15 protein-coding genes are annotated in these 17,612 nt (G+C 34.7%); 14 read left to right on the top strand and 1 reads right to left on the bottom strand.

Going from position 1 to position 17,612, the window contains the following annotated elements; genetic code table 11:
- The first annotated feature begins 62 nt into the window (after nt 1-62).
- From WAA20_RS17800 to WAA20_RS17745, 12 genes are all read left to right on the top strand, one after another.
- On the top strand, nt 63-1,709 hold the full coding sequence (locus WAA20_RS17800; protein WP_338801708.1) for an IS66 family transposase: 1,647 nt from the start codon (nt 63-65) through the stop codon (nt 1,707-1,709).
- A gap of 151 nt (nt 1,710-1,860) precedes the next feature.
- Nucleotides 1,861-4,071, top strand: coding sequence for a DEAD/DEAH box helicase family protein (locus tag WAA20_RS17795; RefSeq protein ID WP_081374001.1), 2,211 nt, complete (start codon nt 1,861-1,863; stop codon nt 4,069-4,071).
- 120 nt (nt 4,072-4,191) lie between these two features.
- The gene (locus tag WAA20_RS17790; RefSeq protein WP_338801705.1) at nt 4,192-4,839 is read left to right on the top strand and encodes a flavin reductase; all 648 of its coding nucleotides are present in this window, start codon (nt 4,192-4,194) and stop codon (nt 4,837-4,839) included.
- Nucleotides 4,840-4,863: 24 nt separating this feature from the next.
- Nucleotides 4,864-5,922 (top strand): acyltransferase, encoded by a 1,059-nt coding sequence (locus WAA20_RS17785; RefSeq protein WP_073390097.1) that lies wholly within the window; start codon nt 4,864-4,866, stop codon nt 5,920-5,922.
- A gap of 96 nt (nt 5,923-6,018) precedes the next feature.
- The gene (locus WAA20_RS17780) at nt 6,019-7,122 is read left to right on the top strand and encodes a hypothetical protein (RefSeq protein ID WP_073390095.1); all 1,104 of its coding nucleotides are present in this window, start codon (nt 6,019-6,021) and stop codon (nt 7,120-7,122) included.
- A 41-nt stretch (nt 7,123-7,163) separates the two neighbouring features.
- Entirely contained in the window at nt 7,164-7,718 is a 555-nt protein-coding gene (locus WAA20_RS17775; RefSeq protein WP_073390094.1) for a hypothetical protein, read from the top strand.
- 419 nt (nt 7,719-8,137) lie between these two features.
- Complete coding sequence (locus WAA20_RS17770; protein ID WP_073390092.1) at nt 8,138-9,277, top strand: acyltransferase family protein; 1,140 nt, start codon at nt 8,138-8,140, stop codon at nt 9,275-9,277.
- A 92-nt stretch (nt 9,278-9,369) separates the two neighbouring features.
- A complete protein-coding gene (locus WAA20_RS17765) occupies nt 9,370-10,380 on the top strand; it encodes a glycosyltransferase family 2 protein (RefSeq protein ID WP_073390091.1) in 1,011 nt (336 codons plus the stop codon).
- A gap of 239 nt (nt 10,381-10,619) precedes the next feature.
- Entirely contained in the window at nt 10,620-12,077 is a 1,458-nt protein-coding gene (locus tag WAA20_RS17760) for a hypothetical protein (RefSeq protein WP_338801703.1), read from the top strand.
- 33 nt (nt 12,078-12,110) lie between these two features.
- Nucleotides 12,111-13,034, top strand: a complete 924-nt coding sequence (locus tag WAA20_RS17755; protein ID WP_073390087.1) for an acyltransferase family protein — start codon at nt 12,111-12,113, stop codon at nt 13,032-13,034.
- Nucleotides 13,035-13,077: 43 nt separating this feature from the next.
- Nucleotides 13,078-14,121 (top strand): glycosyltransferase family 8 protein, encoded by a 1,044-nt coding sequence (locus tag WAA20_RS17750; RefSeq protein WP_073390086.1) that lies wholly within the window; start codon nt 13,078-13,080, stop codon nt 14,119-14,121.
- A 13-nt stretch (nt 14,122-14,134) separates the two neighbouring features.
- Nucleotides 14,135-16,141 (top strand): glycosyltransferase family 39 protein, encoded by a 2,007-nt coding sequence (locus WAA20_RS17745; protein WP_073390084.1) that lies wholly within the window; start codon nt 14,135-14,137, stop codon nt 16,139-16,141.
- Between the two features lie 27 nt (nt 16,142-16,168).
- Here the strand turns inward: WAA20_RS17745 and WAA20_RS17740 are convergent, their stop codons facing one another.
- The gene (locus WAA20_RS17740; RefSeq protein WP_330393677.1) at nt 16,169-16,849 is read right to left on the bottom strand and encodes an O-antigen ligase family protein; all 681 of its coding nucleotides are present in this window, start codon (nt 16,847-16,849) and stop codon (nt 16,169-16,171) included.
- Here WAA20_RS17740 and WAA20_RS17735 point away from each other — a divergent pair.
- Together WAA20_RS17735 and WAA20_RS17730 are read left to right on the top strand one after the other, a co-directional pair.
- On the top strand, nt 16,848-17,036 hold the full coding sequence (locus WAA20_RS17735; RefSeq protein WP_338801699.1) for a hypothetical protein: 189 nt from the start codon (nt 16,848-16,850) through the stop codon (nt 17,034-17,036). The two genes, WAA20_RS17740 and WAA20_RS17735, sit on opposite strands and share 2 nt — an antisense overlap.
- A gap of 225 nt (nt 17,037-17,261) precedes the next feature.
- Nucleotides 17,262-17,384 (top strand): hypothetical protein, encoded by a 123-nt coding sequence (locus WAA20_RS17730; protein ID WP_338801697.1) that lies wholly within the window; start codon nt 17,262-17,264, stop codon nt 17,382-17,384.
- The last annotated feature ends 228 nt before the right edge of the window (nt 17,385-17,612 follow it).

Genomic DNA, 17,612 nt, shown 5'->3' with positions numbered 1-17,612 from the left:
GACGATATTAATTGCTCTTAATGTCTGATAAAATCTATGTATCAGACTTAAGGAGGCTTTAAGTGGCAAGAGATTCCAAAGATCTTCAGCTTATAGAGCTGAAAGACAACATCAAAGAATTAAATAATACTATCGGGAATCTCAATTCACTCATTGAGGCTGCTAATAAGCGTGAAGCTGAGCATCTGGCGGAAGAGCAAAGGCTTCGCGAACAGATAGACTATCTGACCAAAAAGCTTTTTGGAAAGTCCAGTGAAAAGCGTGATGATATCGAAGGACAGTTAAGCCTTTTTGATGAAGCAGAAACTCTTGCATCTGATGATGATCCGGAAGAACAGGAATTCATCTCTGTTGAGCAGCATACACGTAAAAAGAAAACCACTATGGCAGATAAGTTTGCTAACCTTCCGACACAGAAGGTTTATCTTGATGTTCCGGAAGATCAGCGAAAATGCGAAGTCTGTGGTACTCCCCTCGAAAAGATAGGTGAAGAGTTTGTACGCAGAGAAATCGAGATCATAAAGCCTGCCATAAAGATAATCGAGTATTACAGCATCAGCTACGGCTGCCCTAACTGCAAAGTAAATGCAGAAATTCCATACATCGTAAAAGGTCGAGATGGACATCCACACATGCTTCATGGTATGGCATCAGCAGGAACTGTTGCCTGGGTAATGTATCAGAAGTACGTTAACAGCCTTCCACTATATAGACAGGAAAAAGATTTCAAGATGTATGGAGCAGAAATCTGCCGTGGAACAATCGCAAGCTGGATTACCAAAAATGCTGAAGAGTTCTTTACACCTATGGCTGAGTACTTCAGAAGAAAACTTGTTTCAGGCAGATATGCAATGGCAGACGAAACTCCCGTTCAGGTCCTTAAAGAACCCGGAAGAAGAGCTGAATCCAAGTCGTACATGTGGGTATTCCGTTCGGGGGAGTTTGATAAGGAACAGATAGTATTGTTCCATTACTCACCAACTCGTGCCGGTGATACTGCAAAAGATTTCCTTGATGGTTTTCATGGTTATCTGATGACAGATGGTTACAGCGGGTACAACAAGTTGAAAGACTGTACGCGGACTTCATGTTGGTCGCATATACGACGCTATCTGATAGATGCCATTCCTAAAGGCCAGCAGTATGATCTTGCCCAACCTGCTGTACAGGGACTGGTATATATAGACAGGCTCTTCGATATGGAACGAAAAATCCATGAAAAGAAGGGCGTTACTTATGATGCCATAAAGGAATATCGTATCGAGAAAGAAAAACCAGTTCTTGAAGGATTCTGGAATTGGGTAGATGATCAAAAACCGTCCCCAAATACAAGATTCCACAAGGCTATAGTATATATCCAAAACAGAAGACCATATCTTGAAACATATCTTGAGGATGGAGGTTGCAGTTTTAACAACAATACTTCCGAAAGATCATGTAAGGCTTTTGTTACAGGACGTAAGAACTGGTTGTTCTCTGACAGTACCAAAGGTGCCAACGCAAGTGCTCTAACCTATTCCATGGTAGAAACAGCAAAAGCAAACGGAGTAGATGTATATCTTTATCTAAAACTACTCCTTACCAAGTGTCCAACATCGGATTTGAGTGATGAAGAACTGGAAAAACTTTCTCCATGGAATCCTGAGTGTAAAGAAGCGTTGGATAAGCTTTACATTCAGCAGCAAAATGCCATCTTTGATTCAATGTAATCTTTATCATATGTGAATTGTCAAGGTGCTCCGATTACTGAAATCATAGTAATCGGGGTATATTTTTATGGGCGTTATGCCCTTGTACCTAATAATTAGTTGGGGTGGCATGCGTTACCACCGGAAAACTTAGCGCTTACATTATGACAGAATGCTTCCTGCTCAGGATCATATTCCCATAAATTCGAAAACAGGTAAGCCCGGACTGGGTAACCTTATAGCTCTTCCATTACAGGGGCTGGCATTACAGAATGGCAATAGTGCATTTATTGATAAGAACTGGAATGCTTATCATGATCAGTGGGAGTGCTTGAAGAGCGTCAAAAGGATCCCCAATACATTTATTGAAGACAAGATCAAAGAATGGTGTAAAGAAGGCGTATTAGGTGCACTATGCGATGATTTTGATGATGATAATAATGATGATTCAAAACCAAAGCCATGGGAAAAGAGACAACTCTTATTCCATAAAGAAGATGCACCTTCTAATATTGAAATTGTCATATCAGATAGGATCTATATAAATACCAAGGATATGGCAAAAAGAATGCAGAATGCCATAAGGCGCATGGCTGCGTTTAGCAATTCGGAATTTTATAAGAAATCACGTATGGGATTTTCAACTAAAGGAATCCCAAGAATTATCTATTGCGGTCAGGATGAAGGCGGATATATATGCATTCCGAGAGCGCTTCTGGATTCATTAATCGAAAAGATTAAGATTGCAGATATATCTTTTTCTCTAACGGATAATAGGTGCGAAGGAACACATTTAGATGTCACTTTTAATGGCGAGCTCTATGAAGAACAGATGAGAGCTGCCACAGCCATACTTGAACATGACAACGGAGTTCTTGCAGCTACAACATCTTTTGGAAAAACGGTTGTCGGTGCATACATGATAGCCCAACGGAAAACTAACACTTTGATCCTTGTTCATAATACAGAGATACAGAAGAACTGGATAGAAGATTTAGAGAAATTCCTGGATTTAAAAGCTGAACTACCTGAATATAAAACTAAAACAGGTCGTGTAAGAAAGAGAAAAAGCCTGATAGGCAAGCTCTATGCCGGGCATAATTCAATGACCGGTATTGTTGACGTTGCAATCTTTTCATCTCTTGGCAAAGGCGATGATATTGATCCAATCATTGAAAACTATGGAATGGTGATCATGGATGAGTGTCACCATGGTGCAGCTCAGACTGTTGAAGATGTAATAGGTGCTGCGAAAGCAAGATATGTTTATGGATTAACTGCAACTCCCAAAAGAGAAGATGGTCTTGAAAAGAAAGTATTCATGCAATTTGGACCTATCAGGTTCAGATACACCGCTAAGGAAAGAGCGCAGAAACAAGGTATTGCTCATTACGTATATCCTCGTTTTACAAGACTGGTTAGTCCTATTGATCTAAAGATAACAGAAGCTAACAGAGCTGTTGTAGAATCCGATGTGAGAAACGAGCAGATCATCTCTGATGTTGAAAGCTGCATCCAAAATGGAAGAACTCCTCTTGTTTTGACCAAATATAAAGAACATGCACAGCTTCTGTACCAGAAACTCCAAGGAAAAGCAGACCATGTGTATCTTCTTCAAGGAGGAGGCAACAGAAAAGAGAAAGATGAGATGAGAGCGCAAATGCGGTCAGCACCAGAGAATGAATCTGTCATTCTTGTTGCAATAGATAAGTATGTTGGCGAAGGCTTTAATTTTCCAAGACTTGATACTATGATGCTTGCTATGCCTGCAGCAGCTGAAGGTAATATAGAGCAATTTGCTGGGCGCTTGCACAGAGATTATAAAGGCAAAACAGAAGTGATCATCTACGATTACGTAGATTCTCATATTCGTGTTCTTGAAAAAATGTATCATAAACGCCTAAGAACGTATAAGAAGATAGGGTACGAGATCTGCAACAATATAATTTTGAAAAAACAAAGTACAGGCTCTATTTTTGATATGAATACTTATGAGACTGTTTATGAAAAGGATCTGCTAGAGGCAAATAAAGAAATAGTTATTTCCAGCCCTGGATTAAATCATTCTAAAGTAAATGCTTTTATAAGATTGATTAAGCAAAGACATGAAAGTGGCGTTAAGCTTACAATAGTTACCCTTGATCCGGAAGGGTATCCAGAAGAGAAGATTGAAGATACAAGGCTGCTTGTTAGGCTGCTGCGAGATAATGCTATAAATGTACATCTTAAAGAACACATGCATGAACACTTTGCTATCATTGATGATGAAATTGTCTGGTACGGAAGCATGAACCTTCTTTCTCGAGCTAAAGCAGATGATAACTTAATGAGGGTAAAAAGCAAAGAAGCGGCGATTGAGTTGTTGGAAATTACTTTTGGATGAAATATGGTACAATTTTGATAATAAGATGGAGTTGCGGCTATATTTAAGTAGATAAATCTGTCGTCTAATAGTACAAGGAATTAATGGAAATGTTGTTATCTCAAGAAAGGAGACTACTGCATGAATCCCAAAGAACTCAACCCCAAAGCAATGTACAAGTTATCTTACGGACTCTTTGTCTGCACAGCAGTATCAGGTGAAAAGAAAAACGGCTGTATCATCAACACCGCAGCCCAGATAGCATCAGATCCAAACAGAATATCCATAGCCATAAATAAGGCTAATCTAACCCATGATATGGTCAAAGAAACAGGAGCATGCAATATATCAGTCATCAGTAATGAAGCAGATTTTGCCCTGTTCAAACATTTTGGATTCCAATCTGGAAAAACAGTAGATAAATTTGCTAAGGATTCAGGCGTTCCGGCCTATGAGATAGCAGATAATGGTATCCCATATATCACAGCAGGCACCAATGCCTATTTCTCACTAAAAGTAGATAAAGAAATGGACCTTGGTTCACATACTCTATTTATCTGTGAACCTGTCTTTATGACAGTTCTATCTGATGCTACCTCCTGTACATATGAGTATTATCAGAACAATATAAAACCAAAGCCACAGCCTGTAGGCACAACACCAAAAGGTGAGACTGTATGGCGCTGTACTATCTGCGGATATGAGTATGTAGGCGAGGATCTCCCGGATGACTTCATCTGCCCGATCTGTAAGCATGGCAAGGATGATTTTGAAAAGATTATAAGATAAAAGAATTAAAAAAGGCAGTAATAAATGGAAAACGTTAAAAGCCAAAAAAACAGAATATTATGGTTAGATCTTCTAAGAATATTTGCAATGCTTAAAGTTGTCAGCATACATGTCTGCTCATGCTTTAGCTGGGATGATCTTCCTGATTTTGACAGGAAGATGATTGAAATAACAGGACTTCCTCTTCATGGATGCGTAACATATTTCTTTCTTATGAGTGGAATGTTATTGCTTGATAAAAAGCCCAACATTAAGAGAATATGGACATCCCGTATTCCCAGGCTTGTTGCTGCAATCGTAATAAGACTTGTGCTAATCGTTGCACTAATGGTTGCTGTAGCAGTTACAGGATGTATTGTTTACAAACATCCATTTCCGGTAGAGATATTTGATGACTTCCAAGGCAATGACAACATGTTTTTATATAGCATGATTGGCATATATATCATATATCCGTTTCTTTATGATATTTGTCAGGATAGGAAAAAAGAGGAATATTTTCTGCTACTAAGTTTCGTCTTTTCTGTAATCGTTCCAATACTAAAGGCAATCCCAGTCACATCATTTATTACATCCCATATAGTTAGGCAGATGGTTGAATATTTTCCATTTGGAATCCCCCTGATCTTTGTATTAGGACATTGGCTTTATAAGTATGTTTTTCCTGCTTTAGAACACTTTAATAAATGGCTATTGTTTTTTGCAGCTGTTGCAGGACTTGTTCTAAATATCCTGATCAGAGAATTTATACCTGCCCTGGCTGCAAATGAAGTGGCATATGTAGGATTTTGTGAACTTATAATCTGTGTTCCGACTTTCTGCTTCTTTGGTGTCGTAGTTTCAAAATGGAATATTAAGAACGATAGAGTTAAGAATCTTATTTCCCATATGGGTGAAAATGGTATAGCCATCTTTGTTCTTCATTGGACGGTCATAAATTTCATCAGAGCTTGTGGCGTAATGCCTGACCAGGGACATTTCCTCATTGGAAGACCTTTATGGACAGTGATTGTTTATCTGGTAAGTTTTGGGTTATCATTGGTATGGGAGAGAATACCGGTTTTTAATAAAATTATAAGATGAGTAGAACAAACTTTTGAAAACAAGAATAATTTTCTAGAGATTTGACTTTCACAATGTTAATCCTTGATTAAAAATTTGCAAGAAAGGTTTTGGACAATGAAGCAGTTTAAGGTCTTTTATTCATGGCAGTCAGATTTGCCTGGGAATAAGACAAAATGGTTTATTAACGAGTGCATAAAGGAAGCAGTGGAGAATTGTAATCTTGTTGTGGAAGGTATTGAAATTGTTGCTGATCGTGATACACAAGGTAAAACAGGATCTCCGAATATCATGCAAACGATATTTGAAAAGATAGACGAGTGTGACCTTTTTATTGCAGATGTGAGTATCGTAAACGGGTATGGAATAAGGCAAGAAGACTTTACAGAGGATGATGCGGTAAAACGTGATTATGGTACTGCAAATGTACTGCTAATGGATAGTAAAAAAAAGCAAATTAAATACACACCAAATCCTAATGTGCTTATTGAACTTGGATATGCTGTAAGGTGTTTGGGATGGGAAAAAGTAATCTGCTTTCTAAATGCTGACTTTGGTAGAATAGAACAACTTCCATTTGACCTTGATCATCAGAGAGTTACATCGTATTCACTTGATGATGATAAAAATGGAATGAGAAATAAAAAAGAATGCAGAGAAAGGGTCAAGAAAGAGCTTAGGGGGATTATAGTTGACACGATTTTAGAATTGGCAAATCAGGGTGGAAGGCCTAAGAAAGGCAAAGCGTATCATATAATTGGAACTTATAACCCTGATAATAAGCGAATAGATGCGGATCTAGTTGCATACGATGTGACTCGAAATTGTCGGATTGATGAATATAATGAAAAGCATAAGAATAAGGCAATAGAACTAATACATAGGATAAAGGAATATCAACTAACCATAAGTGACGAAGGACATAATCTTGAGTGGCTTAAGGAAGATATTCAGGAAGATCCAATAAAAAATCTTCAGAAAATACTCTCTTTCAAAGATGACGATAACATGATAAGTTGTCGGATTAGCGATTCAGATCAAGATGAAATAAAGGAACTCGCACATAAATATCTTGACATTTCAGAAGGGTACTTTGATAAATCCTTTTTTAATCTTGGAAATCTTCGAATACAAAGGGTTACTCCTGTTAATCCATTAGTTGGGAGAAGAGAGCCTCTAAAAAAGGAACTGATGATGAAAAAAAGAAGTATGAGAAGATAAATGAGTTAACAAGTGAACTGACACAACTACAGGAACTTGATTTGTATCTTAAAACATTTGAGGATGTTTTATTATTTCCCCTTGCAATCGAAAACAATTCTTCTGAACTGGATGAGGATTTGGAAGTGACCGTAGAGGTGTATGGTAATTGCGAGCCAATAATTCCTTCTGTTGAATTCATTAATCCTATGCTTAGAGAAGTCGCTTCTGTAATATATCAGGATGGATTCCCACGAGACTTATTCTATTTGCAAGATGATATTGATATTAAGTATGATAATAACAAACTTTTGAATTATGATCAGGAAAGACCTTTCTATAGTTCTGCTGTCTTGCAAGGATTTCCTGTAAACATAGAGAATAAGGAATACGAATATGCCATGAAGCGATATATTGCTACCCCTGATAGTGATAATAGATATTCTTTTTCAATAGATAACTTAAGAGCAACAGAAAAGAAATGGCTTGGAAAGATAATAGCATTGAGGTTACCAAAACATGAAAAGCCTTCCGTTAAAATGAGATATAGAATTATTTCAAACAATACATCTGGAGATTTAGAAGGAGAGTTAGAGTACATGAGAATTATTAGATAAGTTGGTGGGAATGGTTGTATCTATTGTTCAACTTGTACATTCTTGCCTGACAATAGGAGAAAAAAGTGTAATAATATTTGGAGGCTAAATTTCAAGAAAATGATCTTTGAGTCTTCATTTTCTATAGAAGTCCCAACCTTTTGATACTTGGTGCTGCTCACACCAAGATAATATAGTTAAAGAACATGATTGCTGTTTTTGGATAATGTTAGCCGCTTGGAAATATTAGTTGGTGACCTAATTTTATAGTATATATAAAAAGGCTTCCTTAAATGTATTTTGGAATGTATCTAATGGATATGGTAGTATTAACAGGTGCGTGTAGATGAGAACTTATTGATCTGGAATTTATGATCAAATAACTTCTATTGGGATAGGATAAAAAACAAAAGAAAAGTTATTAGGAAGTAAGGCTAAAAATGGAAGACTCTATTCAAATAGATTCAAAAACATCAAATAGAAACGGCGGACTTGATATTTTTAGAATCATCCTCTGCGTTTTCATCATTATAGGCCATATGCAAAGCCAGTCCTTTATTATGGATATGTCCATAAAGGATGGCTTATGTGACTATTTATTTGAAACGATATTTGGCAATGCCGAAAGAACAGCTATTAATGGCTTTATCATGATCAGTTCCTGGTATTTGATTGGCAGAAAATTTAGTGCAAAAAGATTTGTAACAACATGGTTTATGGTCTTTGTTTTAAATGTACTTATTACAATCTTGATGTTTCTATCTTTAGCAGTTCCATTTAGTGCAGTGTTTTTTATTCAAGCATTCCTGCCCATAATAGGTAGACCACAATGGTATATGTGTGAGTATCTATTATTGCTCTTGACGATTCCTTTTTTGAATAGAATGCTTGATTCTCTTAATATAAGAGCGATACGTCTGTTGCTAATAATAGGAGCAGTATTTATTATAGGTTCTGCGACGATAATTCCTATCGAGTATACACAGCCTATGTTTTGCGAGTATATATGGTTTCTGTACATATTTGTTTTGATGGGATACTGTAAAAAGACAAATGCGAGATTTATAAAAAATGATAATAATTGGCTGATCATAGCAGTGATTGCCTATTTGTTTATTGTTGCGTTGTTGCTGATTGGTAATATTACAAGTTATACTAATCCCTTTTTAGGAGAAAAAATCCTAGCTATAGGCAAGTATTATTGTGACCATTATGAAGCTTTACCGGCATTTCTTTGTTCTTTTGCATTGTTTATGTGGTTTAAGAGCCGTCGGGTAGAAGGTAATAAAAGGATAACAGATATAGCAAGGGCTACAGGAACCATATATATTATTCACACTGTTCCTGTTTTTTATTGGTTTGATGATTTTAAAATTTGGGAGAATGTATTTCATATCAGTTATTGGTATGAGAAAAATCTCCTTATAATAGCAATGATACTGATTACAATGATTGTTATATGCTTGGGAACAATTATCTTTTGGATATATGAGTTCTTATTTTCAAAACTTATAATAAATACTAGATTAGTTAAGTTTATCATTCGGTGGTTAGACGAAAAGTACCAGGTAGTAGAGTAGTTAAGAAATAAACACGTTTTAATAATTATAAGTAATTCTTACTGACAAAGAGTGATAGTGTTAATTTGAGTAAAGGGAGAAACATAAAACTAATGAGACCGTTTTTTTCAATAGTAATTCCTACTTACAATTCCGAAAGGACTTTGGAATATACTTTAAAATCAATAAGAAGCCAAAAATTCGATCAAAACGATTTAGAAATATTAGTAATAGATGGCGGATCTACTGATCTGACATTAGAAATAGCAAGAAAATATGGTGCTGTGATATTGGACAACCCAAAGCGTCTGCCGGAGTATGCGAAAGCAATAGGAGCTGAAAAAGCTACTGGAAAATATCTCATGAGAATGGATTCTGATGAAGAGTTTTCATACGATACCCAATTGCAGGACAAAAAAGACTTGCTAGACCAATACGATGTGAAGGTTCTTATTTCAGATACGATTGGTAACGGAAGAAAAGAGTTATGCGGTGTTTCTGCCGTTTATTCAAATGCATTAGGAGATCCGTTCTCTTATTTTATTTATAAGGTTAAGAGCAGTAAATATGAAACTTATAAGAAGAATGTGATCAAAGAAAATGGCAAGAATGCAATAATGCAATTTGATGAAGGTGATCTTCTGCCACTTGCAGATGCTGCAACATGTGTCATGTCTTTGGATTATATTAGAGAAAAGTATCCGGAAAAGTATAGTTCCATAGAATTTACATGTAGTGCTTTTGATCAGATCATCAGCGATACTCATACCTGCGGTATTGTTCGAGGCGATAATACAATGCATAACTGCAGCTCTAAATTTAAAACATACCTTTCTAAGCTGAAATTCAGAGTAATTAATAATCTTTTTAATAAGCAGGAAAGTGGATTCTCTTCTAGAGAAAGTGGAACTAAGATATTAACGAAAAGAAAATATCTATTTGTTTTATATGCAGCAATAATACCATTGCCTATTCTTGATAGTATTAGATTAGCTATAGTGTATAAACACTGGTCATTTTTATTGCATTTTGTTTATTTATATTATGTTTGCTTTGAAATATTTATATTAGGCATTGCTAAAAAACTGAATTTTAATATAAGCAATAATAATTATGGCAAATAAGGTGATATAAAGCTGATTACTTTGTGATGATTCTTGTCTGTTTGGGGCGAGAATCATCAGTTATTATAATGTGTATAATTAGTACATTGTTCAGACTAAAAACAGAAAAGTATTTATTACTCTTTAGAGTATTAACAATTTATGGTTGACGAAAAATGAAACAAAAACGAATACAATCTACATTTCAAAATTTCATCTGGTCTGCTTACGCCATGCTGATTACTTCAGTATTTCCTTTTATGATCAGGACTGCAATTATCCGATTTATAGGAATGGAATATGCGGGTGTAAGCAGCTTATTTACGTCAATACTTCAGATTATCAATCTTTCGGATTTGGGATTTGAAAGTGCTATGACGTATTTTTTGTATAAGCCAATGGCTGAACAAAACGAGAAAAACAAAGCACGAATATGTTCGATTCTTCATATGCTTCGAAGATTATATTTGTTTGCGGGCACTCTTATTTTACTAATAGGTCTTGCTTGTATGCCATTAATTCCATCTCTTATTCATGGGAAGAGCTATCCGGCAGATCTAAATATTTATTTTGTGTATTTTATTTATATTATCAATTCTGCTATTCCATATTTTATAGGACACTATAGAGCAGCACTATTTAAGGCGGATCAAAAAGGTGATATTTTAAATCGTATGGGCGGAACTACAGCTGGAATAATGTATATTTGTCAGCTTGTCGTTCTTGTTGTATTTACAGATTTTTATTTATATACAATTCTTTTGTCGGTAAGTAATATATTATATGCAATTTGGCTTATTAGAGAAACTCGAAGACATTATCCGGAATATAAGGCATATGGATGGCCGGATAGCAGTTTTATAAAAAGCTTTAAGAAGCAGGTATTTGCAATTGCATTATCTAAGCTGCGTACGATTACCAGGAATTCTTTTGACAGTGTTGTTATTTCAACGTTTTTGGGTCTTGTATGGCTTGCAAAATATCAAAATTACTATCAGGTTATGCAATTGCTGATTTATGTTGTTATCCTGCTTAGAACAGCTGTAACACCTTCGTTAGGGAATGGAATGGCAACAGAAAGTAAGGACTCAAATTATGGGGTATTGACGGTATATACTTTTATACAGTGTGCTATTTTAACAGTATTGATCGGTTGTACCATCAATTTATATCAGCCTTTTATAACTCTTTGGGTAGGTAAAAAATCGCTTTTACCATTTTCGATGGTAATACTTTTTTGCATCTATATATTTGCATATGGTATGTCAGATAGTATGGGGATGCTACGGGAAACATCCGGAGTCTGGTGGAAAGGAAGATATATCTCAATTATAGAATCCATTAGTAATCTGATTTTAAATGTTCTCCTAGTAAGGACGTTTGGAGTTGGTGGTGTTGTATTTGCAACGATCATAACAATTGTTTGTATAAATCTCCCGTCGGATATTCATTATATTTTTAAGTATTATTTTGAAAGATCGCCAAGGCAATATATAGGAATGCTGTTGATGTATACGTTAACAACGATATTGTCTACAATAGTATCGTATTTAATTGTTTCCAAGATTGCGATGGATGGGATATTAGGATTTTTGTGCAAAGGTATATTATCATTTATAGTTTCTTTAACTATGTTTTTGATGTTACAGTTTAAAAATCCAAAGCTACGGGAATTGCTTGATATTTTAAAAATAATACGAATAAATAAAACAAAGTAATAAAAAAGATTGATTGGGGGAAATAGGAGTTTAATGAGTCAAGATACTAGAGATACAAGTTTAGATATAGCCAAAGGATTTGCTGAAATATTAGTCATTTTTTCACATTTGAATTTTGCATGGCTGGCACCTAAAACAGAAAATGTGTTAATGCTAATATTAGTATCATTGCATAACACTACATTTTTCTTTATTTCAGGATTCTTATTTAGATATTCATTTGAAAAATACTCATTGGATCAGCTGGTTAAGAAGAAGTTGTATTCCGTATTCAGACTTTTTATATTGTGGGGATTGATATTAGGTTGCGTGCATTTTTTACTTTTAAAAGGGGAGTTAAGATATCATTTCTTTGAATCGTTTAATTCTGTATGGTTCTTAGGCGAATTGTCTGCGGGGTATTTTCTGATCGTTTTATTTAAGAAATTAATCCATTCAGACACAATCATCTCAGTCATATGGATTTCATTATTTGTAGTAGGAACGTTCATTTCGACTGCTGTGGGTAAAGTATTTCTGTTTTCATTTATAATGTGGATAGGATTTCAGATAAGAAATGTTACAAATAAATATTTTGGAATTTATGCGGCTGTATGGGCAGCAGCTATAATTGTTTTACAGATGAGTGGACGTTTTTGGGTATTCGAAGTTAATGCGCAGCCAGGATATAAATTGTTATTACTAGAGCTTTTAGAAATATATTCATCAGCAATTCTGATTAAACTTGTAAAAACAATTCGTTTAAATGATTTTCTGGGCAATTTTTTGAGATATGTTGGAAAAACGAGTATTAGATATTATGTGTTGCACTTTATTATTATCTATATGTTTTTATCTTTTGATAAGAGTTCACCAATAATGTCCATATTATGTTTTATACTCTGCTTGATCTTCCCGTATGTCATTGATAAGTGCAGTGAATTTAAATACGGAAAATGGATCAATTCTTTGTTTTAGATTTTAAGAAATATATAAATAATTGATTTAGAAGAGGATGATAATGAATATTATTTATGCCACAGATGATAATTATGCATATCTGGCAGGAGTCTCAATGGAATCTCTGTTTATAAATAACAGAAGCACAGAGGTAATAGATGTCTATATATTAGATGATGGGATTTCTGATACTAATAAGAATAAGCTTAATATAATTGCGCAAAACTATAATAGGAAAGTTTTATTTATAGATGTCAAAACAATATCAGAGAGTATAAAAAAGGTAACATCCGTAGGCTTTAGTTATGAAGGAAAAAACAGTTTTACCGCATATTCAAGGTTGTTTATGGACGTTGTATTACCGGAAAGTGTGAAGAGAGCATTATATATTGACTGTGATACTCTCATATTATCAAGTTTGGAAAGTGCATATAATACTAAAATGTCGGATGATTGTGTAATATCTATGGTAGTAGATTGTACTCAGCGTGAGTATATTAAATCTTTAGATATGAATCAGGATAGTAGCTATTATAATTCCGGCATTATTTTATTTGATATTGATAGATGGAGAAGCAGTAAATGTGGACATTTACTTATTGATCATCTGCAAAATGTTAGAAGTAAGTATCCGCTTCCGGATCAGGATCTGTTAAATGTTGTGTTGGGAGATAAGATAAGCAAATTACCGCTAAAATACAATGTCCAAAGCCCCAATTTCATGTATAAGACATATTCGTCTATATGTAGTGCTTATGGCCTGGATGAAAAGCATTATTACAGTAAAGAAGATTGGTCTGATGCAATGAGTAATCCTGTTATTATTCACTTTAGTGGATCTTCTTTTATAAGACCCTGGTATTTCAATAGCAATCATCCTGTGAAAAAATTATATTTAAGCTATTATAAGAAAAACATTTTTTATACGGAAGATTCATATACAAACAGGCTTTTTAATGCAACTATTTCAATAAAGATTCGGTATTTAATGTATTTATTGTTACCACCATTTATAAATGGTATTGTTTCCGGACGCATCTTGAAAAGATGGATTCAAAAACAGTATATAGGCGAAAATGCTTTATGGTACCAAAAAGTAAAGTGATGGAGATCAAAGAATGATAATTGTGGCTGGAATTGTATTAAGCATTATGTATGCATCAATAAAAGTCAGTTATGAAAGGTGCATCGTAAGGGTTGCGTATGCCATAACAGGACTTGGATTATTTATATATGTGCTGACAGAAGTATTATCATTGTTTGGTAAGATGAACCGATTTACATGTACTGCTACATGGATAATATATGATTGCATTCTACTGGCACTAGTATTAAGCCAATGGCGCATAAATAAAATGCGATTAACAGATATAACTCATGAGATTTTGGCTAAGATATCTGCAAAAGAGTATTTATGCGTTGCAATATTTGCTGTTTATGGACTGTTCATCTGCCTTCTGGCTGTAAGAATAGTTCCATATAACTGGGATTCTTTATCTTATCATTTGAGTAGGATATGGTTCTGGACGCAGAATGAAAGCGTTGGTCATTTTACTACTTCGGATACAAGAATGCTTGGAACACCGGCGTTTAAAGAATTTATTGATCTTCATTTATATCTTCTTTATGGGAAGAATAATGATTCGGTATTTAACTTGACCCAATCTGTTTCATATCTATTTAACATTTTATTTGTCTATAGCATTGCAAGACGTATAGGTTGTTCCTTCAAAGGCGGTTTATTTGCAGCTGTATTATTTGCGACTTCACCAACAGTGTTTGCAGAGAGCTTATCAACACAGACTGATGAATTTGCAGCGCTATGGATTTTTGTATTTGTCAGTGTTTTGCTGGAATTAGTAAATTGTGACGATAAATTGCAGTTGAATAAAAGAGGAATTCTCAGACTGTGCGTGCTGGCATTTTCGCTTGCACTTAGTATTTTGACAAAACCAAGTGGCTTGTTTTGCGTTGCAGTGTTTTTCTTTTGGTTACTATATATATGTCTTAAGCGTGGTGACAATATTACACTTATCACAAAGTGGATACTTCTTGTAGTGGCAATAATGATAATAACTATATTACCGGAAGCTATTAGGAATATAGTCACATATGGAGCTATATCTGATCCATGGCAGGGACCTGGGCAGCTGGTTTTGACATTTGACTTACGATACCAGATAGTTAACTTTTTCAAAAGTATTGGATATTTTCTTCCGGGAGTTTTGTGGCCTTCTTTCAACCAGATATGGCAACATATGGTGTATTACCTTGGATATGTATTACATATAGATGTTGATTCATTGATCATAAGTGAAGGCGGCAATTATCATGATAGCCTAATCTATAAAATTGAGAATTATGAATATGATACAGCTACGAATTCTGTAATAACGATATTGTTCATTGTTATATCGCTGGTTGCTATTGTTAAGTGTGTTTGGTACTTCATTTGCAGGATCAGAAAGACAGGAAGTACATCAAATACATGTCCAGTGAGATTGGGATACAGTACAGCCGCATTTGCTGCTTTTATAGTGACCTGTGCATTTGTTAAATCTGAAGTATATGTGTGCAGATATATGATAGCTGCATTTGGTCTTCTGGCTGTGGCGATTAGTTTTCAGATTCAAAAGCTTGGTGAACATAGATCAAAACTTTTAGAGGGAGTAGTATACGGTGCGGCAGGCCTTTTGATATGTTCTCAGTTTATAGGTATGACCAATTATCATATGGGACATATATTTGTTGGAACTGACGAAGAGAGAGCAAAAGCATATTATGAAACCTATAATATGTCAGAATATGAATCAGTTTATGTAGCCCTCAAACAGTATTTGGAAGATAATGGAGAAACTTATCACAGTATAGGCTTAAAAATGGATGCAGGAGCATATAGTTATCCTACATTACGTCTCCTTGAGGAATATTCTGATAGTGTTTATTTTATAGACGTGTATAATTCTTCCTCTAAGTATTTGGATAAAACCAATGTCCCTGATAGTATAGTTGTCATTACCTTTTCTGATATGGGTGATATGTATAGTGAAGGCTATTCATATAATGGATATAACTATATACGGGATGGACAATTATCAGGTAGATGCAATGTTTTCATAAAATAAAGGGCTATTGAATAGCCCTTTAAACAGTTAAGCAGTTTTATCTTCCTTTGATGTTATGACAGTAGCTGTCATTATCATCATCATAAGAGTAGGTGCCATAATATACTGCAGATCATAGAAGAATGCCGTAACTGCGCCGCAGATGAACATAAGTGCATAAATAGCATCCTCATTGGATATACATGATTCACTTCTGAATTTGTAATATAGTTTTCTAAATGCCAGGAATAATATGTAGACAATAGCTATGATCATCACTATGCCATACTCATACAACACTGACAGATACGAATTATCAACTACATTGTAGTGATCAAGCTCCCAATACGGTGAACTCATGAACATAGGAACTGTACTTCCCGGACCGTGGCCGGTAATCCAAAATATAGGATTACAATGGAAGAAGATATCTAAAAGGTATACTGAATGTGTAGTACGGACAGAATAGGCTTCAGAAACAGGACCGGTTTTTATATGGAATAGCCTAGTAGTTATTACTTCACTAACTTCTGGTATTTGCAAAAGACCTATAATAATAGTTAGTAGTAAGATCCAAAGTATAATGCGGATAGGTCTTTTTATTGTCACGTAAAGCTTGGTAATGGTATTTTTGTTGATCACAACAAATAGAAATAAGCCAAGCAATAATGCAAGCCATGCGGATCTTGACATACAAAGGAATATAGCTACTAAGTATACGACTTTCATGACTAAGTCTAGAACTATTTTACCGGTAAGTGGTAAGAAAATACATAAAACCCAGACGGTTCCTGCGGGGATTGGATTATTATATACAGAGAATACACGTGTTAATATTCCATTATTGGAAAAGAAAATAAGCTCTTCAAATAATGCATGTAAAGCGGATGCAAAACCCAACCAAGATATGATATGAAGGCTTTTGTTGAATTGGTCAAAATGGAATCTATATAGATATAACCCAATAATAAGAAATAGGATGGTATTAATCTGTTGAACAACAGAACCAAAATAATAGATGCCCTTCATCATATAAGTAATCTGGTATGCAAAACTGATAATAACAGATAACAATATTACGGCTATTATCAGGGCGCCTTTTTTGGAAAAAAGATTTCTGTGATTTCTGATACAATCGACTATGAAGAAAATGACTGCTATCAAAGCTAATGCCATAAGAACTGTTGTAGATATAGCAATCTTGAAATCAAATGTAGAAATAATAAATAATATTGGAATTATGGATATTAGTAAGATATTATAGATAGTGGTTTTGTTCATATACATAGCTCCTCCATACTACAAAACATTATAATCATAACATCAAAACATCTTAATAACAATGAATATATAGAAGTCGCAGCTTCTTTGAGATTTCGTCTGATTTGAAGATTGCAATATTCATACCGCATTTTGCCTGTATGTTTGAATAAATGAGGAAATCGAGATATGATGATATAGATTGTTTTAAAAGTTAAGATATTATATTTTA

It is taken from the genome of Butyrivibrio fibrisolvens (genome assembly GCF_037113525.1).
GTDB lineage: Bacteria > Bacillota > Clostridia > Lachnospirales > Lachnospiraceae > Butyrivibrio > Butyrivibrio fibrisolvens.
Note: the sequence above shows the minus strand (reverse complement) of the source record. Positions and strands in the feature narration are given on the sequence as shown.